Genomic DNA, 18,069 nt, shown 5'->3' on the forward strand with positions numbered 1-18,069 from the left:
CTCCACTCGTTCTGCGGTAATATTCCACCGAAGGAGTATGAAGGCGCCTTCTATAAGGCGCAGGAATCTGCTACGTCATTCGCAAGTTCGCAGGAATCGTAGCCTCCAAGATTCCCGGGACGGTCCAGATCGACGCCGACGTGTCGCGGCGGCCGTGCTGTGGCTGTGCAGCCGCGAACCAGCGGATGCGCTATCCCCATGGAGTAACGACGGTTACTTCCGGCAACAGCGCGTCTGCTGCCTCCAGGAAGATCAGGCATCCTGCTATCCCGACGATCCAGCGCAGTGTTGTGCGGGATCCAGAGGAGAGCCTGTTCTGCCACCGTTCGAACCGTTCACGCATACGTTCGCCCAGGACGGCCCATGCGACGAAGAGCAGCATGCCGGGGATCACCATGATGGTCACGTACCCGCCGAGGAGCGGCGACCATTGGACGGCGGGCAGGCCGGCCGAGGTCATGATGCCGATCGCGCCGAAGTACGGCACGGCGGTGGCGAACTCGAACAGCCAGGTCCCCAGCCCCAGCAGCAGCATCGCGCGCACGGTGAAGGACCGGGCTACAGAAGGGGGCTCTGTCACGTGGAGCGACCAACGGGCGCTGTACCGCCAGTGCATCGCCGCCCTGCGCGGATGCGAGCCGACCCGCGAACCGGGCCAGGCCACGCTCCCGCACCCTGACGCCCAGGTCGAGCTCTGGGCGGCGCTCCTGCACACGTTCGTCGACGGACTCGCCTCCCAGATCATGAACACACCCGGCGAAGTGTCCGCCGACACCGCCGCACGACTGCTGCGTTCACTGCTGCAAGCCGTACCTCCTGCACGGCCAGACCGGTGAGAGCGGTGACGTCCAGTGCGGCGTGACTGAAGAGTTGGTCAATCTATAGCTATCTGTCATTACTCAGTGTTATTCACCGAATACCTGCGGTTATAGACCCTGTGTCGGACTCTTGCGAGAGCAGGCTGTTGCATGCGTAGCTGACCGAGAAGGGGCGGTTGCCGATGTCGGGGGACCTTGGTGCGGGGCGGCGGTACGACCCGCCGGGCAGGTTGCCCGACTTCAAGCACATCGAGGGGCAGTCGCAGCAGTGGAGCCATGCGGTCTCCGGCTGGTTCGACGAGTGCATCGCCTATCAGGAAGCCCACAATCTGCATCCAGGGGACAAGTGCCAGTACTACAACTGGCTGACCACGAGCCCGCCGGGGCCGGACATGGCCCAGACGATCGTGTGGAACGCGTTGCCGAACACGCTGGTGCGCCGGTTCGGACAGGCCAAGGCAGTGGAGCTGGCCGACAGGATGTTCCCGCTGACTGAACGGGCCGACGGCGCGGGCGGCTACTTCACGGGAAAAGTTTGGGAGCGCACGTTCTATCGGCCGCACGACGAATACTGCGAATGGCGGGTGATCAGGAACAGCTCGGGCAAGATCACGAAGATTGTTTTCACCTCCGAGCCTCCGGAGTACTGGCAGGCGCTCCACGGTGACACGCTGCCGGGGGCGAACGAGGACTCCACGGCCAAGTACCCCTTCCGGGGTGACCGCGCCCTGATGCTGGAGCTGTACCGCACGTACGTGGACAAGAACGTCCAGCTGAAGGACCTTCAGGCGCAGCAGGATCTGATCGACGAGGCCACCAAGCGGGTGGTGATCCCGGCCGGTGCCTACAACCCGTGGAACAAATGGAACACCACCCACGGAGCGATGCATCTGTGCCAGCCGGACAACACGCTGGTCGCCGAGATCGCGCTCGGCGCCGACGCCACGGTCCTGCGTCGGCGGGGTGACCGGCCGGTCGAGAACCCTGATGAGCTCGTGTGCTGCTCACGCTACGGCGGGCCGATGCGCAACAGCGATCCGACGATCGGCGCCAGCGTCAATTCCCTGGCCCGGATGGGCTGCTGGATCACCCTGCGCAACCCGGTCGGGCTGTACATCCATCACATCGACCTGGCCGGGATCACCCGGCCCGACGGGACATCGCACGGCAGGCCGATCACGCCTGAGTACTTCCGGGTCGAACGGGGCTCGCTGACCGAGCAGTTGATCGCACGGGCGGTGTTCGAGGTGCCGCCCTCGGAGCAGCCCGCCTCCGGCGAGCCGCTCACCGTCAGCGACCTGCGGATCGCCGGCGTTCCGATCGAGTACGGCGCCCAACTCGCCGGGCGCATCACCGTCGCGCTCACGGGCGTGGCCGCCGGTCCCGGGTCGTTTCGCAACACGCCCGTGGGTTGCGTCGGCCGCTGCTGCCAAGGACAGGAGAACCCGATGTTCCTGCGCCTGGTGAGCCGCGACGCCGCGTGCCCGGACGGGACGCGCCCAGCCTTCGACTATCCCGGCGCTGAGAACGCCGCACCTGAAGCACGTCTCGTCGCCGATACCGCGCCGCGCCTGCGACACCGAGCCTAGAAGAGGGATCACCATGACCACTCCGGACGAGGAGCCCCTGCTGGACGGTGACGAGATCCAGGGCAACATCGTCCCCGGATTCCTCAAGCCCCACATGGCAGTGCTCGCTCTGAGACTCGACCGCGACCATCTCGCTCGAATGAGGCGGTGGTGTCACGAGATCGCCTCGAAGGTCACCACCCTGACCACGGTGATGAGAACCAGAAGGCAGGTACGGGCTCTCGAACACCAACGCGCTGAGGCGAAATTGTCCGCCCTGAGCGGCCAGGCCGAGCCCGGCGCCCTGGGCCTCAGGGACGTCCTGGGCGATGTGCGCGATGTATGGCTCAGCGTCGCGTTCAGCCGGCCCGCATTGCAGGCACTGCTGACGGACGACCAGCGTGACAGCGTCGCGGCGTTCACCGACCCCGCGTTCCAGCTGGGCATGGCCGCGCGATCGACGGCCCTGGGCGACCCGGCCGACCCCGCCGAGCAGGGCCACCACAGCAAGTGGGCGGTGTGCGACCCGGACATCCTGCTGGTCATCGGCGCCGATGACGAAGGTGATCTGGGCGACTACCTCGACGAGCTACGGCGGGAACTGGCCGACCACGGGTTCGGCGTGGTCTACGAGGAGCTGGGGCACAAGCTCGACGCCGTCGGTTCGGAGCATTTCGGCTTCCAGGACGGGGTGTCGCAGCCCGGTGTGCGCGGCCGATACGGCCCGGACGGGGACTTCCTCACGCCCAGGTACGTGGCGGACATGGCCGGTCAGCGGCCTGAGTGCTGGCTGTACGGACTCCCCGGCCAGTACCTGGTGTGGCCGGGGGAGTTCCTGTTCGGCCACCCCGGCCAGGGCAGCGACCCGCTGTTGCGCGGCGCCGAACGGCTGCCCGGCCCCCACTGGAGCCGCAACGGCTCCTATCTCGCTTTCCGCCGGTTGCGGCAGGACGTGGCCGCCTTCCGTGCGTTCCTGGAGGAATCCGCACGCCGGCTGCTTCCCTGGGAGGTCACCCCGGAGAAGATCGGCGCCGATGTCGTGGGCCGCTGGCCCAGCGGCGCGCCGGTCGCCCGCACCCCCGGCGAGGACATCCCTGAACTCGGCGTGGACCGGCTGCGCAACGACTACTTCGAGTTCGGTTCCGACGCCCGCACCCTCGTCCTCACCGACGGCGAGACCACCGACCGCGACCACCCGGACGCCGACGCCGACCCGATCGGCCTGACCTGCCCGCAGTTCGCGCACATCCGCAAGGTCAATTCGCGTACCGCCGCCAACGACGCGGGTGGCCGAATGGCGTCCTTCACCCGCCGGATCCTGCGCCGCGGACTGCCCTACGGGCCGCTCTACGACCAGGACCCGGCCGCCGACCGCGGGCTGCTGTTCCTGTCGTACCAGACCTCGATCGTCGACCAGTTCGAGTTCCTCAACCGCCAGTGGATGGGCGACTCCGCCAACCCCCGCAGCCCCGGAGGCCACGACATGCTCGTCGGCCAGAACGGGCAGCCCGGTGAGCACCGGCTCCGCCAATGCGCCGTACCCACCGCGGGCGGCACCACCCTGGCCGCACCACGCGACTTCGTCATTCCCGCCGGGGGCGGCTACTTCTTCACGCCGTCCATCACCGCACTGCGCGAAGTCCTGGGCGCGCCCGCCACCGGCCGATGACGCGTTATCTCAATCGGACCGGTGAGTTTCCGGTGGGTCCGCGGTCAACACCTTCGGATGAAGGGAAAGGACATGACCATGGCGGACTTCCCGCAGGGTGACGTGCGGTTGCTGGAGACCGACGTCGCACAGCGCCTGCTGCACTCGACGATTCCCGCACGTCTGGCGTACGTGGCGACCGACGGGACGCCTCGGGTGATATCGACCTGGTACGTCTGGACGGGCGAGGAGCTCGTCATGGCGACGTACGTCAACTGCACCTCCATGGGGATCACCCGCCCGGCCCGGCGGCTCCGTGACCTGCGCGCCAATCCCGACGTCGCCATCACCATCGACACCGAGCCCCAGCCGCCGGACGTGCTCCTGCTGCGCGGCCGCGTCTCCATCACCGAAGTCGACGGCATGGTGCCCGAGCAGGCCCAGGCGGCGCGCCGTTTCCTCGGAGAGGAAGGCGGCGCCGGCTACGTCGCCCAGGCCGATCATCCCGAAACGAGGATGGCCCGCATCGCCCTCCGCCCCACCTGGGTGGGCGTCCTCGACTTCCAGACCCGCCTCCCCGGCATCATCGGCGGCTGACTGCCAGGGGTAAGGCGGTGGTGCCGGCGATGCGGGCGGTGGTGGTGGTCACCGACGCGGTACGGCGGGCGAGCCGGCCGGACCACGCGATCGGCGGCGGCGCCACCGCCTGAGCGTCTTACAGCAGGTCGCGGACGACCCGGGTGCCGGCGAGGCGGTCGCGCAGGGTGCGGGCGGCCGGGCCGGGCACAGCCCGCAGCCCGGCCACTGCCCGGTGTCGGCGGAGACGACGCGGATGTCGAGAAGATGCTCGGGGCGTTGCCGGTGGTGGCCGGGTTCTGCCCGCGGTTACGGATCCGAGTGCTGGTGGATGCGGCCTGCCCAGTGCGGGATGTAGCCGAGCTGACTCACGGCCAGGTGATCGAGGTGCTGGTGGCCAACCGCCTGACCTCGCCCGCCCCGCTGGTGACCTCGCTGATGCGGAGCGCCTTTGGGTCACGTCCAGGCTCTGACACTGGGGCTGAGCAGCATGTCCTTGCCTAGCTCGGCGCCCAGCCGGTCGGCCGCCGCCCGCCGGGGATCGTGGGCCACGACCACGGAGAGGGGCACCGAAGCCAGGCGCCTGTCCTTGATCAGGATCGCCGTGATGCCGCGCCGATCCGCGTCACGGGGCAACGCCGGCAGGGTCAGCAGCGTCGCCGCTCCCCGCGCCACCGCGAGTTCCAGCGCGAGGGTCAGCGTGTTGGTCTCACCGACCAGGTCCACGGCGACATGGTGCTCGTGGCAGGCCCGGTCGACCTCGCTCCGGATGCCGAACGTCGCGTCGGGCAGCACCACGGGCAGCCCGGCCAGGTCGGCCATCGTCACGGACTCGCGTTCGGCGAGCGCGTGATCGGGTCCCACCACCAGGTGCACCGGCAACGCGGTGGTGGCAACGACCCGGACGTGCTTGCCCACATGACGTCCCGACGAGAAGCCGACGTCCAGCTCACCGCCGGCAACATGCTCGATCACCTGTTGCGAGGGCAGCATGAGCAGGTCCAAGCGGGTGCCGGGAGATCGGCGGTCCAGTCGTGCGGTCAGTGCCGAGGCCAGGCCAACGAGACCCTCGAGCAGCCCCACCCGCAGGGTAGGGACGGCGGCGGTCCCTCCCCGCAGCCGTCCACGCAGCGCCTCGTCACGGTCGGCGGAGGCGACGAAGTGCTCCAGCGCGATGGTGCCGGCCTCGGTCAGGCGCATCCCCGAGGCGACCCGGTCGAACAGGCGCACCCCCAGGTCCTTCTCCAGCAGCCGGACCTGCCGGCTGACCGCCGATGGCGCCACCAGCAGGCTTTCCGCCGCGGCGCGAATGGAGCCCTGGGCCGCGACCTCGACGAAGTAGCGCACAGACGGACTGGCCCAGCTCACGAGGCATTCACATCAAGGCAACACATCATGCGAAACATTCTATTGGCGCGTACGCCGCCGAACAGGGCACCCTGAAACCCACCGCTCACGAGGAAGACCTGTGTCAATGCTTTCCAAGACGCCCTCCGGCCGCGGCTATTCGTACCTGCCCGCGGTCGCCCAGTACTCGGCCGGTGTCGTCGCCGATGACGGCCACGAGCTTCGACGGCATGTGATGTCACCCGGGCTCCCGCTGGCTGACGGCTTCCGCGCGATCGAGGGGCTGCTCGCCCATCGGAACCTGCCGGGCACCGCGCTCTGCGCCCTCGAGCTCCGTTCCCCCACCGCGATGACGGAGGACGAGTTCGGCGATCTCAACCGCACGTACCGAGCCGAGCTCGAACGGCTCCGCATCCTTCTCGACGACGCCAACCCCGTCGCGCGGACGAACGTGTGCCCCCTCGACGGCACTTCCGCCGAACCTGTGATCCACGCCTTCACCTACGCCCGGTGCGCGACCGGCCCGGTGCCGCCCACGTTCGTCGTCGCCGGCAGCGCCGAGGCGCCCGAGGGGCGGGACTCGTACGCGGGCCATGCCGTGGCGTCCGGCGACGTCAGCGAGAACGGCCTGGCCGCCAAGGCCACGTGGGTGCTCGACGAGATGGAGCGGCGTTTGTCGGCGCTCGGCCAGGGCTGGACCGCGTGTGCGGACGTCAACGTCTACACCCGCTTCCACGGGATCGGCTCGCTCGATGGCGCGGTCTCGCGACGGTGCGGGCAAACGACCCGTACCGCGTGGTGGCAGGCGACGCCACCCGTCAAAGGGCTGGAGTTCGAGATGGACTGCCGCACGGTCGTTCCCGACGAGCCATCGGCAACCCTCCGATGAGCACCCCCTCACAGGCAGCCACCCCGCGTCCCGTCGCCGCTGTCGGCCCCACCGCCCGCAAGGCGCTCGTCCGGCTTGTTCCGTTGCTCGCACTCGGATACCTGCTCGCCTACCTCGACCGCGTCAACGTCGGGCTCGCCAAGCTGCAGATGCAGAGCGACCTGCATCTCAGCGACGCCGCGTACGGCCTGGGCGCCGGGCTCTTCTTCGTGAGCTACATCGCGCTCGAGGTGCCGAGCAACCAGATCGTCACCAGGGTCGGCGCCCGGATGTGGCTGGCCCGCATCATGATCACCTGGGGAGTCCTCACCGCTGCGATGACGTTCGTCACCGAGGAGTGGCACTTCCACCTGATCCGCTTCCTCATCGGAGCGGCCGAGGCCGGGTTCTTCCCCGGCGTCCTGTACTACCTCACCTTGTGGTTCCCCACAGCCCTGCGCGGCCGGATCCTCAGCTACTTCATCCTCGGGCTGCCGATCGCCTCCATGATCGGCAACCCCTTCGGGGGGTGGATCATGTCCGCCTTCCACCACACCGTCGGCCTGTCCGGGTGGCAGTGGTTGTTCATCGTCGAGGGGGCGCTGCCCGTGGCCCTGGGGATCGTCTACCTCGCCAGGCTGCCCGACGCCCCGGCCACGGCGCCGTGGCTGACCGACGACGAGCGTTCCGACCTCACCTCGGCACTCATGCGGGACGCACCTGCCAGCGGCCATGGTGCGGCGAGGTTCGTACAGGCACTCAGGTCCGGCCGCGTATGGTTGCTCGGGTTCATGTGCTTCGCCTCACTCATGACCACCTACTGCCTGAGTTTCTGGCTCCCGACGTTCATCGCGGACGCGGGAGTACACGACCCGCGGACCGTGGGACTCCTTGCCGGCGTCCCCCATCTCTTCGGCGCTCTCGCGCTGCTCGCCAACGCCTGGCATTCCGACCGACACCGCGAACGCCGCTGGCACATCGCCGTCCCCTTGCTGGTCTGCGCCGCCGCACTCGCGTCGACGACCCTCGCCACATGGCACCTCACCCTTGTGATCACCACGTTCACCGTCGCCAACATGTGTCTGGCCGCCCACTATCCCGTCTTCTGGTGCCTGCCAGGGACGTTCCTCAGCGGTCCATCGGCCGCGGCCGGTTTCGCGCTCGTCTCCTCCATCGGCAACGTTGGAGGGCTCCTCGCGACGTACGCCGTCGGGTGGCTGCGTGACCTGACGGGCACCGCGGCGCTCAGCATCCTGACCTTCGCCGCCGTCCTCGTCGTCAGCGCCGTCGCAGCCGTCCGCCTGCCCGGCTCTGTGAATCGATAGGAGCACTGCACAATGCCTCAGCACCATCTCCGGCCGGCAGGACTGCCTCCGGCCAACGGATACAGCCACGTGGTTGCGTTCGGCGGGAGGATGGCCGCCGTATCGGGTCAGCTCCCGCTCGACGCATACGGGGAACTCGTCGGACAGGATGATCCGCGGGAACAGACCAGGCAGGTGTTCGAGAACCTTTCCACGGCCCTCGCGGCCGTCGGTGCCGGAGTCCGGGACATCGTCAAGCTCACCATCTACCTCACCGATCTGGCGGACCTGGAGGCGTTCCGGCTGGTACGGGATGAGTACATCACGCGGGAACATCCGCCGGCCAGTTCGCTCGTACGGGTCGGCGGCCTGGTGCATCCCGGGGCCCGCATCGAGATCGACGCCTTGGCCATGATCCCGGGTTAAGGAACGGCGGGACAGCCTTTGGCGGCACGCGCGGGTAACAGCGTCGGCGGCCACCGCCCGCTCAGGCCGATAGTAACGGGGCAGCGCACCCGACATGACTGACTACCTACCGTCTCCATCGCAACCATGCACGAGGTCGTAAGTGCGCCGTGAGCGCAGACGGGCGAGGTCGTTGTCGCCAGGGGGCCGCGGGGTTTGATCAGCTCGGTCTTGTAGAGGCCGATCTGCGAATCGAGCGACGGTCGCGCAATGGCACGCCGAGCGCCGAGCCCGGCGGCCCAAGATTGCCAACCTGGCGGCCAACCAGCAGCTGCGCGAGTATGTGCAGGAGCGGCCGGCCGGGGGTCCGCCACTCGGACGGCACGCCGGTGTCGGGACCGCAGACGGCGCCAGCCCGAGCGTGCAGAGCAGGCCGGGGTGGCCGGGACTCAGCTCCAGGCCTCGTTCCACGTCCTGCCTGGCCTCGTCGAACCGGCCGCGTGCGTGGTGCAGGTCGGCGCGGTTGAGCAGGGCGTCCACGTATCCGGGGTCCAGCTCCAGCGCCCTCGCATTCCGCTTGGCCAGCGCCCTGGGCGCTGGCCACTCCAACGGGTGATGGTTACCGGGTCACGACGGCCGGATTCGGTAGGCTCGTATGATCGTCTGCTCTGCCGTGTTGCCCGCCTGGTCCACCGCTCGAGCGCGCAGGGACACGAACCCGTCGCCGGCTGGGTGGCGCAGGATGGCCGCTGCCCCGTGGATCGCGGCCTTGGCCCAGGTGGCGCCGTCGTCGTAGGAGACCTCCACCGACAGCCGCTGCACGGGACGTGCGGTGCTTGCCTCCAGCGGCTGAACGGTCACCGGCACCGTGAAGCGCCGCCCGGACGGGGCGGAGTTCTCGGCGTCGAGGGCGGGACTGAAGCGCACGACCGACACGGGCAGCCGCGTCGGTGTGTCGTCGGCCACGTGCCCGGACCGGAACGTCCACACGCCGGACACACGGGTGGACAGCGTCGCGGGTGTTCCGCGCTCGCTCTCGACGACGAGACGGTGGGTGGCTTCCCGTGCGGGCACGGTGAAGTTCGTCCTGGTCTCCGAATGTTCGCCGACCAGGGTGCCGTCACGGTAGAGGGCGGTGCGCTGCGTGGACCGGGTGGAGCTGCCGAGTGACCCTCTGCCGTCGCCGTACATGAGCAGGTCGGTCGAGATGACGTCGCCGGTGCGGCTGACGCCGTCGAGGCGCTCTGCGCCCGCCCAGGGCAGGGCGGGCGAGAAGACGCCGCGGTTCCAGTTCTCCGTGTACGCCTTCCCGGACTGGTAGACCGTGAAGGGCGATTCGAAGCGGTTGAGACGGCCGTCGGCGCCGTACTCGTACAGGTAGCGTTGCCAGCGGATGCCGTCGTCGGTGTTGACGTACTCGACCTGTTTGAACGGCGTGCCGAACGTGGTGGGAGCCAGGAAGGCGAAGACGGCGCCGTCGCGCGGCCAGGCGCGGCTGTACGCGCGGGCTTCCGCGTCGGGTAGGTGGCGGGCGTAGTCGGTGTGGATGGCGGCCAGGTCGTGCTGGGCCACGCGCCGTTCGAATCCGTTGACCATGCCTCCGGAGTGGAACCAGGTCAGGTGGTAGGCGTACGGGCTGCCGACTTGGGCGGCGGCCCATCGCTCAGCGACCTTGGTGCGTACGCCGGCATAGGTGCGGGCGGGGCCGAGCTGGGCGGTGAACGTCGCCTCGTAGGAGTCGCCGAGCCAGCCCCAGTGACGCGATGTCCCGTCCGCTTTCTGGTACTGGTAGACGATCTCGGCCTGCACCGGGGTGGCGTCGGCGTGGGGAATCGTCAGCGTGATCGGCTTGCCCAGCCGCGCGTCGGCGTCCACGGTCTGCGACCGGTCCAGATCGAGGCTCGGGTGGACGAGGAGCGTCCTGCTCTGGCCGTCGCGAATGGTGGTCCTGATCAGCCATCTGCCCTTGGGCAGCCGCAAGGTGACCGGTCCCTCGGGGAGATACACGTCGACCGGCGTCTGGTCGGCGTCCAGGCGGAACAGCGTCGTGTAGGACTCGGTGGCCGGCCCGCCGTTCCTGCCGGTGAGCCTGAGGGTGAGGTCGTAGCTCTCGATCTCCTTGTCGACCCCGACCGGCGTGCTGAGGACCAGGTCACCCTCGCCGGTGGCGACGACGTGCCCGCTGAGGAGGCCGTCGGGCCCGTCGGCGCGGGTGTCGGAGGTGACGACGGCCTCGGCCTGCCCGCCTGCGGGGACGGTCAGCGTGGCAGGTGTGACGCTGAAGGACGTGTCGCCACGCACCTCCAGGCGCAGGGTCACCGGCTCCTGCTGATGGTTGCGGTAGACGATCTTCTTGCTGACCGGCTGGTCGTCGTCATGCGGCCACGCCTGCTTTCCGAAGCCGAGGCCGGGTGGTTCGGCGGTGACGGCCTGGCTCGTGCCGCGGTCTGCGTCGACGAGCCCCGCGCCCTGCGCGAAGACCCCGATGCCCGGCAGCGGCCGGGCGGTGCCCATGAGGGCTGCCTTGAGCAGGTCGCCCTTCCAGTCGGGGTGCGCCCCGGCCAGCAGCGCGGCGACGCCGGTGACGTGCGGGGTAGCCATGGAGGTGCCGGACATGGCGACGTAGGAGTCGTCGCCGGGGCTGTCCTTGCCGCGGGCCGCGGTGATGTCCACGCCGGGGGCGGTGATGTCCGGCTTGAGGCCGTCATCACCGGCGCGCGGCCCGCGGCTGGAGAATTCGGCCTGCTCACCGGACTTGCTGACGGCGCCGACCGCCAGCGCGGCGTCGGCAGTGGCGGGCGAGATGAGCGTGCGATCGGCGCCGAAGTTGCCGGCCGCCACCACGAACAGGGTGCCGTAACGCTTGCTGAGCGTCTGCACGGCCTCCTCCAGCGGGTCGAGTCCGGGGGTGTCGGGGCCCCCGAGGCTCAGGTTGACGACTCTCGCGCCCTGCTCGGCCGCCCACTGCATGCCCGCCAGGATGGCCGAGTCCGAGCACCACTGCGACTCGCACACCTTGCCGTCCAGCAGCGTCACCTCGGGCGCGACGCCACGGTACGCGCCGCCTGAGGCGGCGCCGCTGCCCGCGATCGTGGAGGCCACGTGCGTGCCGTGCCCGATCACGTCGCGTTCGTCCTGAACCTCGGTGAAATCGGCCCGCGCCGCGACCCGGCCGGCGAGGTCGGGATGGGTCGCGTCGATCCCGGTGTCGAGCACAGCCACCTTGACGCCGGAGCCGGTGTGCCCGCGCTCCCACGCCTGCGGCGCGCCGACCTGCTTGACGCTCACGTCGAGCGAGATGCGCCGACGCCCGTCGAGCCAGACCTTGCCCGTGCCGCCCGCGAGCGCCTGCCACGTCCGCGCGGCCTCGCTCCTGCGCTGCCGAACGGCGAAGCCCCGCACCGCGTTCAGCGACCTGAACCCGGTCATCGCGCGGACGGCCGGCGCGGGACCGGAGGCCCCGGTCACGAGCAAGGGGAGCTCCTTGCGGCTGTCGTCGTATCCGAGCTCCAGCAGCCCGGTCACGTCGAACAGCCGGGGGTCCAGCCGTCCGGCGGCGACCAGCGGCGCGGCGTCGCCGGGTAAGACGCGCAGCCGCCCCTGCGCCTCGTCGGTGAGGAAGGTGACCTTCTCCCTGCCCTCGCCCGGCTCGACCGCCGCGCTCGTCGGGCCGGTCACCGTCACCTTGTCGCCGGTGACCAGCGTGACCGTCCGCACGCCGGTCACCGCCTGGTCGCCGGTCTCAGCGACCGCCTGTTGCGGGGCGGCCGGCTCCGCGACCGCTTGTGGCAGGACTGCCGGCTGGGCGGTCAGGGCCGCGGCGAGCACGGCGACACCGGCCCACCTTGTCGTTCTTTGCACTCAGTTCTCCGATCATCGGGAAATGTCACTACCTAGTGGGCGATGATTGGGTTGGTTGCACGGCGTGTTCGGCGCGGTGCTTGCCGAGCAGACCAACAAATGGACCGAAGCCCGCCGCTACATGGGCCTGGACATCCTCGCCAAGGCCCGCGTCCGCCTTGTCGCCAGTGACACACGCGCAGATTGCATCGTGTCTGGCGCGGCCAGCGCCGCCAACGCGCGCTCGCTGGAGAACAGCCGGGCGAATCCCTCGGCCGTGGGTGTTTCAGCCGCGGGCGGGGCCGGTTCGCTCTGGTTCGGGGACCACGGGAGGCAGCGTGTCGGTCCACTCCGAGACTCGGACCGTGGTCGTCCCCTCCTTGTAGATCTTGCCGTCCTTGCCACTGCGGTAGCTGGAGCCGAGGACGAGCGAGGTTTCGGGGTCGATGATGACCTTCAGATCCACGCCATGGTCGGAGATCTGCAGGCCGTCGCCGGCGCGGCCCAGGCCGTCCTTCATGGTGCCGATGCTCTTCACGATGGGAATCGTGGCCAGCGCACGGAAGGCCGTGGCCCGGACCTCCGGTGAAGCCGGCAAGTCGCCCAGCAGATTGACCAGGGAATTGGCCACGAACCACTCGCGTGCGGCGGGATCCGCATCGCCATCGCCGTTGTCGACCTTGTCGGCGATCCACGCCTTCAGCGCCTCCGGCTCGGTCGGCAGCTGCTCAATCTGGGAGAAACTGACGTGGCTGTCGGCCAGGGAGAACGTCTTAGGCCCCTTGGCCTCGTAGACGGTGTCGCCCTCGTCGGAGGGCACCCATGCCTGCCCGTCGCGCCTGACCCAGCTTTCGGAGGACTTCGTGGGAAGCGTCTTCTTCCCGGCGCGCACGCTGTGGTCGGCCTTGATATGCCAGTAGGTCCCTGAGCCGGACCTGTTCTGCGCGGTGGAGGCGGCCGCGAGCAGGATCTGAGTGCTGGACAGCCGCGCCGGCATCGCCGACGCGCTGTGAGGCGTTCCGTTCGGCGATCCGGTGGTCACCGCGGCAGGCGTTCCGCTGGTGGTGACCACCACGGCCACCGCCGCGGCCGCGGCCGCCGTGAGGCCCATACCTCCGGTCAGCCAGACGAAGCCTCTGCGCCTCGGTCGTGCCTGGGCGTCTTGGAGCCGACGCCGCCCTTCGCGTACGACGGTGTCGGAGGGATCGGGTTTGTGTAGCATCTTGCTGATCATCTCCAGTTCGTTCATGGTTCGATGTCCTTCAGTTCGGTGCGGAGCTTCTTTCGGGCACGGCTGAGCCGGGAGCCGACGGTGCCGTACGAGATCCGCAGGCTCTGCGCGATCTCCTCGTGGCTGAGCTGGGCGAGAGCCATCAGCAGCAGCACGTCCCGCTCGCCTCGGGTCAGCTTCATCAGCGCCTTCGCCAGCTGGGGCTGCAGTCGTTGGGCGCTGACCGCGCTGACCACCCGGGTCTCATGGCTGCCGGCATCCGGCTCGGCCCCCACGCGAGCCAGGGCTCGGTAGTGGCGGGCCTCCTTGCTGCGGTGCCGCGCCACGAGGTTGGTGGCGATCCCGAACAGCCAGGGCCGCAGCCCGCCGCGCTCGGGATCGAACTTCTCTCTTCCGCGCAGGGCGATGAGGAACGTTTCGGCGGCCAGGTCGTCCGCGGCCTGCACATCCAGCCGTCCGGCGATGTACCGGTAGATGTCTCGGAAGTACCGGTCGTAGACGGCCGAGAAAACGGCCGGATCACGACCGGCCTGGGCGGCGAGCTGGGCATCTATGACGTCCTCGACCGCGCCTGGTCCAGGAGTCACGTGTAGGTCTCCGTCATACGGGCACCTCTCGGGATCGGCGACACTCACCTGAACTTCTCCCAACCGCCCAATTGCTTTCCCGCATAGTGCCGTACGGTCCGACGCGCACCATGGCTCAGGTCCCCGGGCCGGCTCGTGCTCGCATGCGCCGAGGGAAGACCTCATCCATGTTGGCGCGGAGCCAGAGTGTGGTGGGGTGCATGGGCATGTCCTCTGCGGCGATCACGGTCACGAACGTGATGACCCCTCGCGGGGGCGATGTGGACAAGCGGGATGCGCATACGCACTACTCCCAGCTCAGTTGCGACCCCTCGGAAAGGGGCGATGAGGACTGCTGCCTGCCCTCGCGTAAAGACCGTCTACGCGATCGCTCCCTCGGCGCCGGAGAAGGGCCTGCGGTCGCTCGGAGCGGCGGCGCTGCCCCCGGACGTGTCTTCCGCCGTCGTGGACGAGAGTTGGAGCGTGCCTTAGCGGTCGCCAACTCCTACGGCGGTCACCGTCCGGCCTGCTCCTGTTCGTACCCGCTCTGATCGGGGACGTTCACCGGCGCACTGGGGGACCGTCGAGAACCCGAAACCAGAGAAGGGACCGGCGAGCCGGAAGAGTCGCCCTCGCCGGGCCAGCGTTCAAGCTCTCGTGATGCGCACGAGATGTCAGTTGCGCACCTGGCCGGCAGGTCGATGATCTCGGCGGCGGAGCCGGTCTCGCCGAGGAGAGGGAAGATTCGTTCAATGCTGTTGCAGTGCTTCCGATATCTGGACTCTCATACGCGAGACGGATAGTTGTTATCCGAAACGCGCGATTCCGATCAGAAGTCTTACCGGTTAGTGTGACTCGAAACATCGGAGTTCCGGCGTCAGGATCTGTTCATGCATTCATCAGCGCAAGAAGAGCTGTATCTGGCCGCGAGTAAAGTCCCCTGGGTTCCGCAAGGGGATGGCATCTATTTCAAACCCCTGCGTATCAATCGGAGAGCCGGAAGCTGGATCAACCTGCTCAAGGTCCAACGCGCGGGCCGGGTCAACCGGCACCGGCACCTGGGACCGGTCGAGGCCTACGTCCTCGAGGGATCCTGGCGTTACCTTGAGCGAGACTGGGTCGCGAAGGCCGGGGACTTCGTGTTCGAGGCCGATGACGACATCCACACACTGGAAGTCGTCGGAGACGCGGAAATGATCACCCTGTTCTCCATTCACGGGCCGTTCGAATATTTGGACGACCAGGACAACGTCATCGGCACCGAAACGGCCGACAGCAAACTGGATCGCTATGTACGGCATTGCGAGCAGTTCGGTATCGAACTCGCTCGCATAATCTTCTAGGCGTTCCGATGAGAAACGACGACAATCTGTTCTCGTTGCACGGGCAGACGGCGATGATCACCGGCGCGGGCAGCGGGATCGGGTACTCCGTCGCAGTGGCCCTGGCCGAAGCGGGCGCGGACCTGGTCGCCGCCTCGGACAGGGAGAACCTTGACGACATCCGCGAGCGCGCCGAGAAACTGGGCCGCACCGTCCACACCGCGGTGTTCGACGTCGCCGACGCGCAGCAGACGCAGAGCGTGGTGAGCGCGTTCGCCGAGGACATCGACATTCTGGTCAACAACGCCGGGATCATCAGACGGGCGCCGGCGGAGCGGTTCACCGACGGCGACTGGCAGGACGTGCTGGAGGTGAATCTCAGCGCGGCCTTCCGGATCTGCCGCCTGATCGGTCCCAGGATGCTGCGCCGGGGACAGGGGAAGATCATCAATATCGCGTCGCTGCTCGCGTTCCAGGGGGGACTCAACGTCGCCTCCTACGCGGCCAGCAAGCATGGGCTGGCCGGCCTCACGAAGGCGCTCGCGAACGAATGGGGCGAGTACAACGTGCAGGCAAACGCGATCGCGCCCGGATACATCATCACGGACACCACCAAGGACCTCCAGGATGACGGCATGCGCTCCCAGCAGATCCTGGATCGCATTCCAGCAGGCCGCTGGGGCAGGGCCGACGACATCGCCGGGGCCGCGGTCTTCCTCGCATCAAGGGCCTCCGACTATGTGAACGGCCATCTCCTCGTCGTGGACGGCGGATGGCTGAGTCGCTGAAGGCACACCAGGACAAGAAAGAGAGTATTGACGATGCATCGCTACACCGACCGGGTCGTCCTGATCACCGGCAGCGGTTCCGGCATCGGCAGGAACCTGGCAGAACGTTTCGCCGCCGAGGGGGCCACTGTGGCGGTGGCCGACGTCAACGGTGATGCCGCGAGAGAGGCCGCGAAGGCGATCACCGACTTGGGGCACCGGGCCCAGGCCTTCACCGTGGACGTCGCCGACACGGTTTCCGTGCGCGGTCTGGTCGTAGAGGTCGAATTCGCTCTTGGCGGGATCGACATCCTGATCAACAACGCGGCGTCCACGCTGGATCTGCCATTTTTGGACTTGTCCGAGCGCGAGTGGGATCTCGATGTGGGTGTCACTCTCAAGGGGCCGTTCCTCTGCTCGCAGGCCGTGCTTCCCGGCATGCTGCAGCGCGAGAGTGGAGTGATCCTCAACATCGGCTCGGTGAACGGGTTCTCGTACTTCGGGAACGATCTCTACAGCGCCGCCAAGGCCGGACTGCTCAGCCTCACCAGGGCTCTGGCGGTGCGTTACGGGCCGCGCGGGGTACGCGTCAACCTCATCGCCCCCGGAACGATCCGGACCCCGTTCTGGGACGGCCGCCTGGCGAAGGACCCTGCCATTCACCAGCGGCTGGCTCGCTGGTATCCGCTCGGCCGGATCGGTGAACCGGACGACGTGGCGGACGCGGCGCTGTTCCTGGCCTCCAGCGCGGCCTCCTGGATCACCGGCACGGCGCTGACGGTGGACGGCGGTCTTCTGGCGGGCAATGCCGTGATGACCGCCGACATTCTCGGCGAGGAGTACTGAGGGTTCAGGTTCGCGGCGGGTGTGTGCCGTCGGGCAGCGGCTCGCGGCTGAGCGCGTCCAACATGAGCCGACTGGCCGTTGACAGAGGCCGGTCGGCCGGCCAGTGCATCGCAACCTGACGGGGAGCGGCCCCGGCGAGTCGCCTGAGCCGGACACCGTTCGTGTCAGAGCAGTGGCCGGCGAGAAGATTCGTCACCCCGATCCCGAGCCCGGTGCGCACCATGGCGATCAGGGTTTGCGGCTGGTTGGTCATGAGTACGGGTTCGATGTCATGGCCGACCTGGGAAAAGGCCGCATAGGTCTCCAAGTTCCCGGATTCGGGAAGGTCTGATCTCCCGATGGTGATCAGCGGCTCGCGGGTGAGGATCTCCAGGGACAGATCGCCCGGGTGGTTGGCCAGCGGATGCTGCTCGGGGATGACCGCAACGAGCGGCTCCTCCCAGAGCAGCACGCGCTCGGTGCTTCCCTCTGGCAGTACCGGCATGACCGGCCGCACGGCGATGTCCACACTCCCCGACACCAGATCGGCGCCGAGTTCCAGGGTCGACTCCTCCACGAGGACCACCTGCACTCCCGGGTGTCGGCGCTGGAACTCAATCAGCAGCTTCGGCAGGAAGAGCGCGCTTGCGCTCGGGTAGCAGCCGAGTGTGACCAGGCCGCGGCTGGCCTCGCGGAACTTGTCCATCTCGCCTTCGCAGCGCTGAATGGCGGCAACCACCTCTCGGGCATGCGCGGCGAACGCTCGGCCAGCGTCGGTCAACGCCACTGGCCGCCGGCGGCGGTCCAGAAGCTGGAGTCCCACGGCGCGTTCCAGCGCCGCGACGTGGGTGCTCACGCGGGGCTGTGAACGGTGAGTCGTCGCCGCGGCTGCGCTGAAGCTTCCCGAGTCGACGATGGCGAGGAAGGACACCAGCCATTCAGGGCGGACGTCATTGATCAACATGGCCACTACCAACGGATGTT

The 18,069-nt window shown here is 68.4% G+C and carries 18 protein-coding genes; 11 read left to right on the forward strand and 7 right to left on the reverse strand.

All coding sequences use genetic code 11. The annotated features are described in order from the left end of the window. Positions 1-190 precede the first annotated feature (190 nt). On the reverse strand, positions 191-535 hold the full coding sequence (locus ABN273_RS39430) for a GAP family protein (RefSeq protein ID WP_349454372.1): 345 nt from the start codon (positions 533-535) through the stop codon (positions 191-193). A gap of 10 nt (positions 536-545) precedes the next feature. On the opposite strand from ABN273_RS39430, the gene ABN273_RS39435 reads away from it, so the two are divergent. From ABN273_RS39435 to ABN273_RS39455, 5 genes are all read left to right on the forward strand, one after another. After that, complete coding sequence (locus ABN273_RS39435; RefSeq protein ID WP_349454374.1) at positions 546-836, forward strand: TetR family transcriptional regulator C-terminal domain-containing protein; 291 nt, start codon at positions 546-548, stop codon at positions 834-836. Positions 837-1,000: 164 nt separating this feature from the next. Next, the gene (locus ABN273_RS39440) at positions 1,001-2,407 is read left to right on the forward strand and encodes a DUF8225 domain-containing protein (protein ID WP_349454375.1); all 1,407 of its coding nucleotides are present in this window, start codon (positions 1,001-1,003) and stop codon (positions 2,405-2,407) included. A gap of 13 nt (positions 2,408-2,420) precedes the next feature. After that, positions 2,421-4,055, forward strand: coding sequence for a Dyp-type peroxidase (locus tag ABN273_RS39445; protein WP_349454377.1), 1,635 nt, complete (start codon positions 2,421-2,423; stop codon positions 4,053-4,055). 72 nt (positions 4,056-4,127) lie between these two features. Further along, positions 4,128-4,631 carry a pyridoxamine 5'-phosphate oxidase family protein gene (locus tag ABN273_RS39450; RefSeq protein ID WP_349454378.1) on the forward strand — a complete coding sequence of 168 codons (504 nt, stop codon included), beginning with the start codon at positions 4,128-4,130 and terminating at the stop codon, positions 4,629-4,631. 246 nt (positions 4,632-4,877) lie between these two features. After that, the gene (locus ABN273_RS39455) at positions 4,878-5,114 is read left to right on the forward strand and encodes a DUF4277 domain-containing protein (protein WP_349454379.1); all 237 of its coding nucleotides are present in this window, start codon (positions 4,878-4,880) and stop codon (positions 5,112-5,114) included. Here ABN273_RS39455 and ABN273_RS39460 read toward each other — a convergent pair. Further along, complete coding sequence (locus ABN273_RS39460) at positions 5,067-5,978, reverse strand: LysR family transcriptional regulator (protein ID WP_349454380.1); 912 nt, start codon at positions 5,976-5,978, stop codon at positions 5,067-5,069. The two genes, ABN273_RS39455 and ABN273_RS39460, sit on opposite strands and share 48 nt — an antisense overlap. 106 nt (positions 5,979-6,084) lie before the next feature. Here ABN273_RS39460 and cnbZ point away from each other — a divergent pair, with 106 nt between their 5' ends. Genes cnbZ through ABN273_RS39475 form a run of 3 tightly spaced genes read left to right on the forward strand, consistent with a single transcriptional unit; the run spans position 6,085 to position 8,555 of the window. Next, positions 6,085-6,846: a 2-amino-5-chloromuconate deaminase CnbZ gene (gene cnbZ, locus ABN273_RS39465; protein WP_502911198.1), complete on the forward strand. Its 762-nt coding sequence runs from the start codon at positions 6,085-6,087 to the stop codon at positions 6,844-6,846. Continuing rightward, a complete protein-coding gene (locus ABN273_RS39470; protein WP_349454382.1) occupies positions 6,843-8,150 on the forward strand; it encodes an MFS transporter in 1,308 nt (435 codons plus the stop codon). The genes cnbZ and ABN273_RS39470 overlap by 4 nt, the downstream gene beginning before the upstream one ends. Positions 8,151-8,162: 12 nt before the next feature. Then, the gene (locus ABN273_RS39475) at positions 8,163-8,555 is read left to right on the forward strand and encodes a RidA family protein (protein WP_349454384.1); all 393 of its coding nucleotides are present in this window, start codon (positions 8,163-8,165) and stop codon (positions 8,553-8,555) included. 102 nt (positions 8,556-8,657) lie between these two features. Here ABN273_RS39475 and ABN273_RS59830 read toward each other — a convergent pair whose 3' ends face one another. From ABN273_RS59830 to ABN273_RS39490, 4 genes are all read right to left on the reverse strand, one after another. Continuing rightward, positions 8,658-9,143, reverse strand: a complete 486-nt coding sequence (locus tag ABN273_RS59830; protein ID WP_502911196.1) for a tetratricopeptide repeat protein — start codon at positions 9,141-9,143, stop codon at positions 8,658-8,660. An 18-nt stretch (positions 9,144-9,161) separates the two neighbouring features. Further along, positions 9,162-12,395 (reverse strand): S8 family serine peptidase, encoded by a 3,234-nt coding sequence (locus tag ABN273_RS39480; RefSeq protein WP_349454385.1) that lies wholly within the window; start codon positions 12,393-12,395, stop codon positions 9,162-9,164. 265 nt (positions 12,396-12,660) lie between these two features. Continuing rightward, a complete protein-coding gene (locus ABN273_RS39485) occupies positions 12,661-13,623 on the reverse strand; it encodes a CU044_5270 family protein (RefSeq protein ID WP_349454386.1) in 963 nt (320 codons plus the stop codon). Then, positions 13,620-14,192, reverse strand: coding sequence for an RNA polymerase sigma factor (locus tag ABN273_RS39490; protein ID WP_349454388.1), 573 nt, complete (start codon positions 14,190-14,192; stop codon positions 13,620-13,622). Before ABN273_RS39490 ends, ABN273_RS39485 begins: the two co-directional genes overlap by 4 nt. A gap of 869 nt (positions 14,193-15,061) precedes the next feature. Here ABN273_RS39490 and ABN273_RS39495 point away from each other — a divergent pair. The 3 genes from ABN273_RS39495 to ABN273_RS39505 are packed head-to-tail and all read left to right on the forward strand — an operon-like array spanning position 15,062 to position 17,106. Beyond that, a complete protein-coding gene (locus ABN273_RS39495; protein WP_349454389.1) occupies positions 15,062-15,514 on the forward strand; it encodes a 2,4'-dihydroxyacetophenone dioxygenase family protein in 453 nt (150 codons plus the stop codon). 8 nt (positions 15,515-15,522) lie between these two features. Beyond that, the gene (locus ABN273_RS39500) at positions 15,523-16,281 is read left to right on the forward strand and encodes an SDR family oxidoreductase (RefSeq protein WP_349454390.1); all 759 of its coding nucleotides are present in this window, start codon (positions 15,523-15,525) and stop codon (positions 16,279-16,281) included. A gap of 33 nt (positions 16,282-16,314) precedes the next feature. After that, positions 16,315-17,106 (forward strand): SDR family NAD(P)-dependent oxidoreductase, encoded by a 792-nt coding sequence (locus ABN273_RS39505; RefSeq protein WP_349454391.1) that lies wholly within the window; start codon positions 16,315-16,317, stop codon positions 17,104-17,106. Between the two features lie 4 nt (positions 17,107-17,110). On the opposite strand, the gene ABN273_RS39510 is transcribed toward ABN273_RS39505, so the two are convergent. Beyond that, the gene (locus ABN273_RS39510) at positions 17,111-18,049 is read right to left on the reverse strand and encodes a LysR family transcriptional regulator (RefSeq protein ID WP_349454393.1); all 939 of its coding nucleotides are present in this window, start codon (positions 18,047-18,049) and stop codon (positions 17,111-17,113) included. Positions 18,050-18,069 lie beyond the last annotated feature (20 nt).

This window comes from Nonomuraea sp. B19D2, from assembly GCF_040137845.1.
Taxonomy (GTDB): Bacteria; Actinomycetota; Actinomycetes; order Streptosporangiales; family Streptosporangiaceae; genus Nonomuraea.

Coding starts and splice junctions, on each gene's coding strand:
- ABN273_RS39430 (WP_349454372.1), bottom strand. CDS start 535: ATGCTGCTGCTGGGGCTGGGGACCTGGCTGTTCGAGTTCGCCACCGCC.
- ABN273_RS39440 (WP_349454375.1), top strand. CDS start 1,001: ATGTCGGGGGACCTTGGTGCGGGGCGGCGGTACGACCCGCCGGGCAGG.
- ABN273_RS39445 (WP_349454377.1), top strand. CDS start 2,421: ATGACCACTCCGGACGAGGAGCCCCTGCTGGACGGTGACGAGATCCAG.
- ABN273_RS39450 (WP_349454378.1), top strand. CDS start 4,128: ATGACCATGGCGGACTTCCCGCAGGGTGACGTGCGGTTGCTGGAGACC.
- ABN273_RS39455 (WP_349454379.1), top strand. CDS start 4,878: ATGCTCGGGGCGTTGCCGGTGGTGGCCGGGTTCTGCCCGCGGTTACGG.
- cnbZ (WP_502911198.1), top strand. CDS start 6,085: ATGCTTTCCAAGACGCCCTCCGGCCGCGGCTATTCGTACCTGCCCGCG.
- ABN273_RS39470 (WP_349454382.1), top strand. CDS start 6,843: ATGAGCACCCCCTCACAGGCAGCCACCCCGCGTCCCGTCGCCGCTGTC.
- ABN273_RS39475 (WP_349454384.1), top strand. CDS start 8,163: ATGCCTCAGCACCATCTCCGGCCGGCAGGACTGCCTCCGGCCAACGGA.
- ABN273_RS39485 (WP_349454386.1), bottom strand. CDS start 13,623: ATGAACGAACTGGAGATGATCAGCAAGATGCTACACAAACCCGATCCC.
- ABN273_RS39495 (WP_349454389.1), top strand. CDS start 15,062: ATGCATTCATCAGCGCAAGAAGAGCTGTATCTGGCCGCGAGTAAAGTC.
- ABN273_RS39500 (WP_349454390.1), top strand. CDS start 15,523: ATGAGAAACGACGACAATCTGTTCTCGTTGCACGGGCAGACGGCGATG.
- ABN273_RS39505 (WP_349454391.1), top strand. CDS start 16,315: ATGCATCGCTACACCGACCGGGTCGTCCTGATCACCGGCAGCGGTTCC.
- ABN273_RS39510 (WP_349454393.1), bottom strand. CDS start 18,049: ATGTTGATCAATGACGTCCGCCCTGAATGGCTGGTGTCCTTCCTCGCC.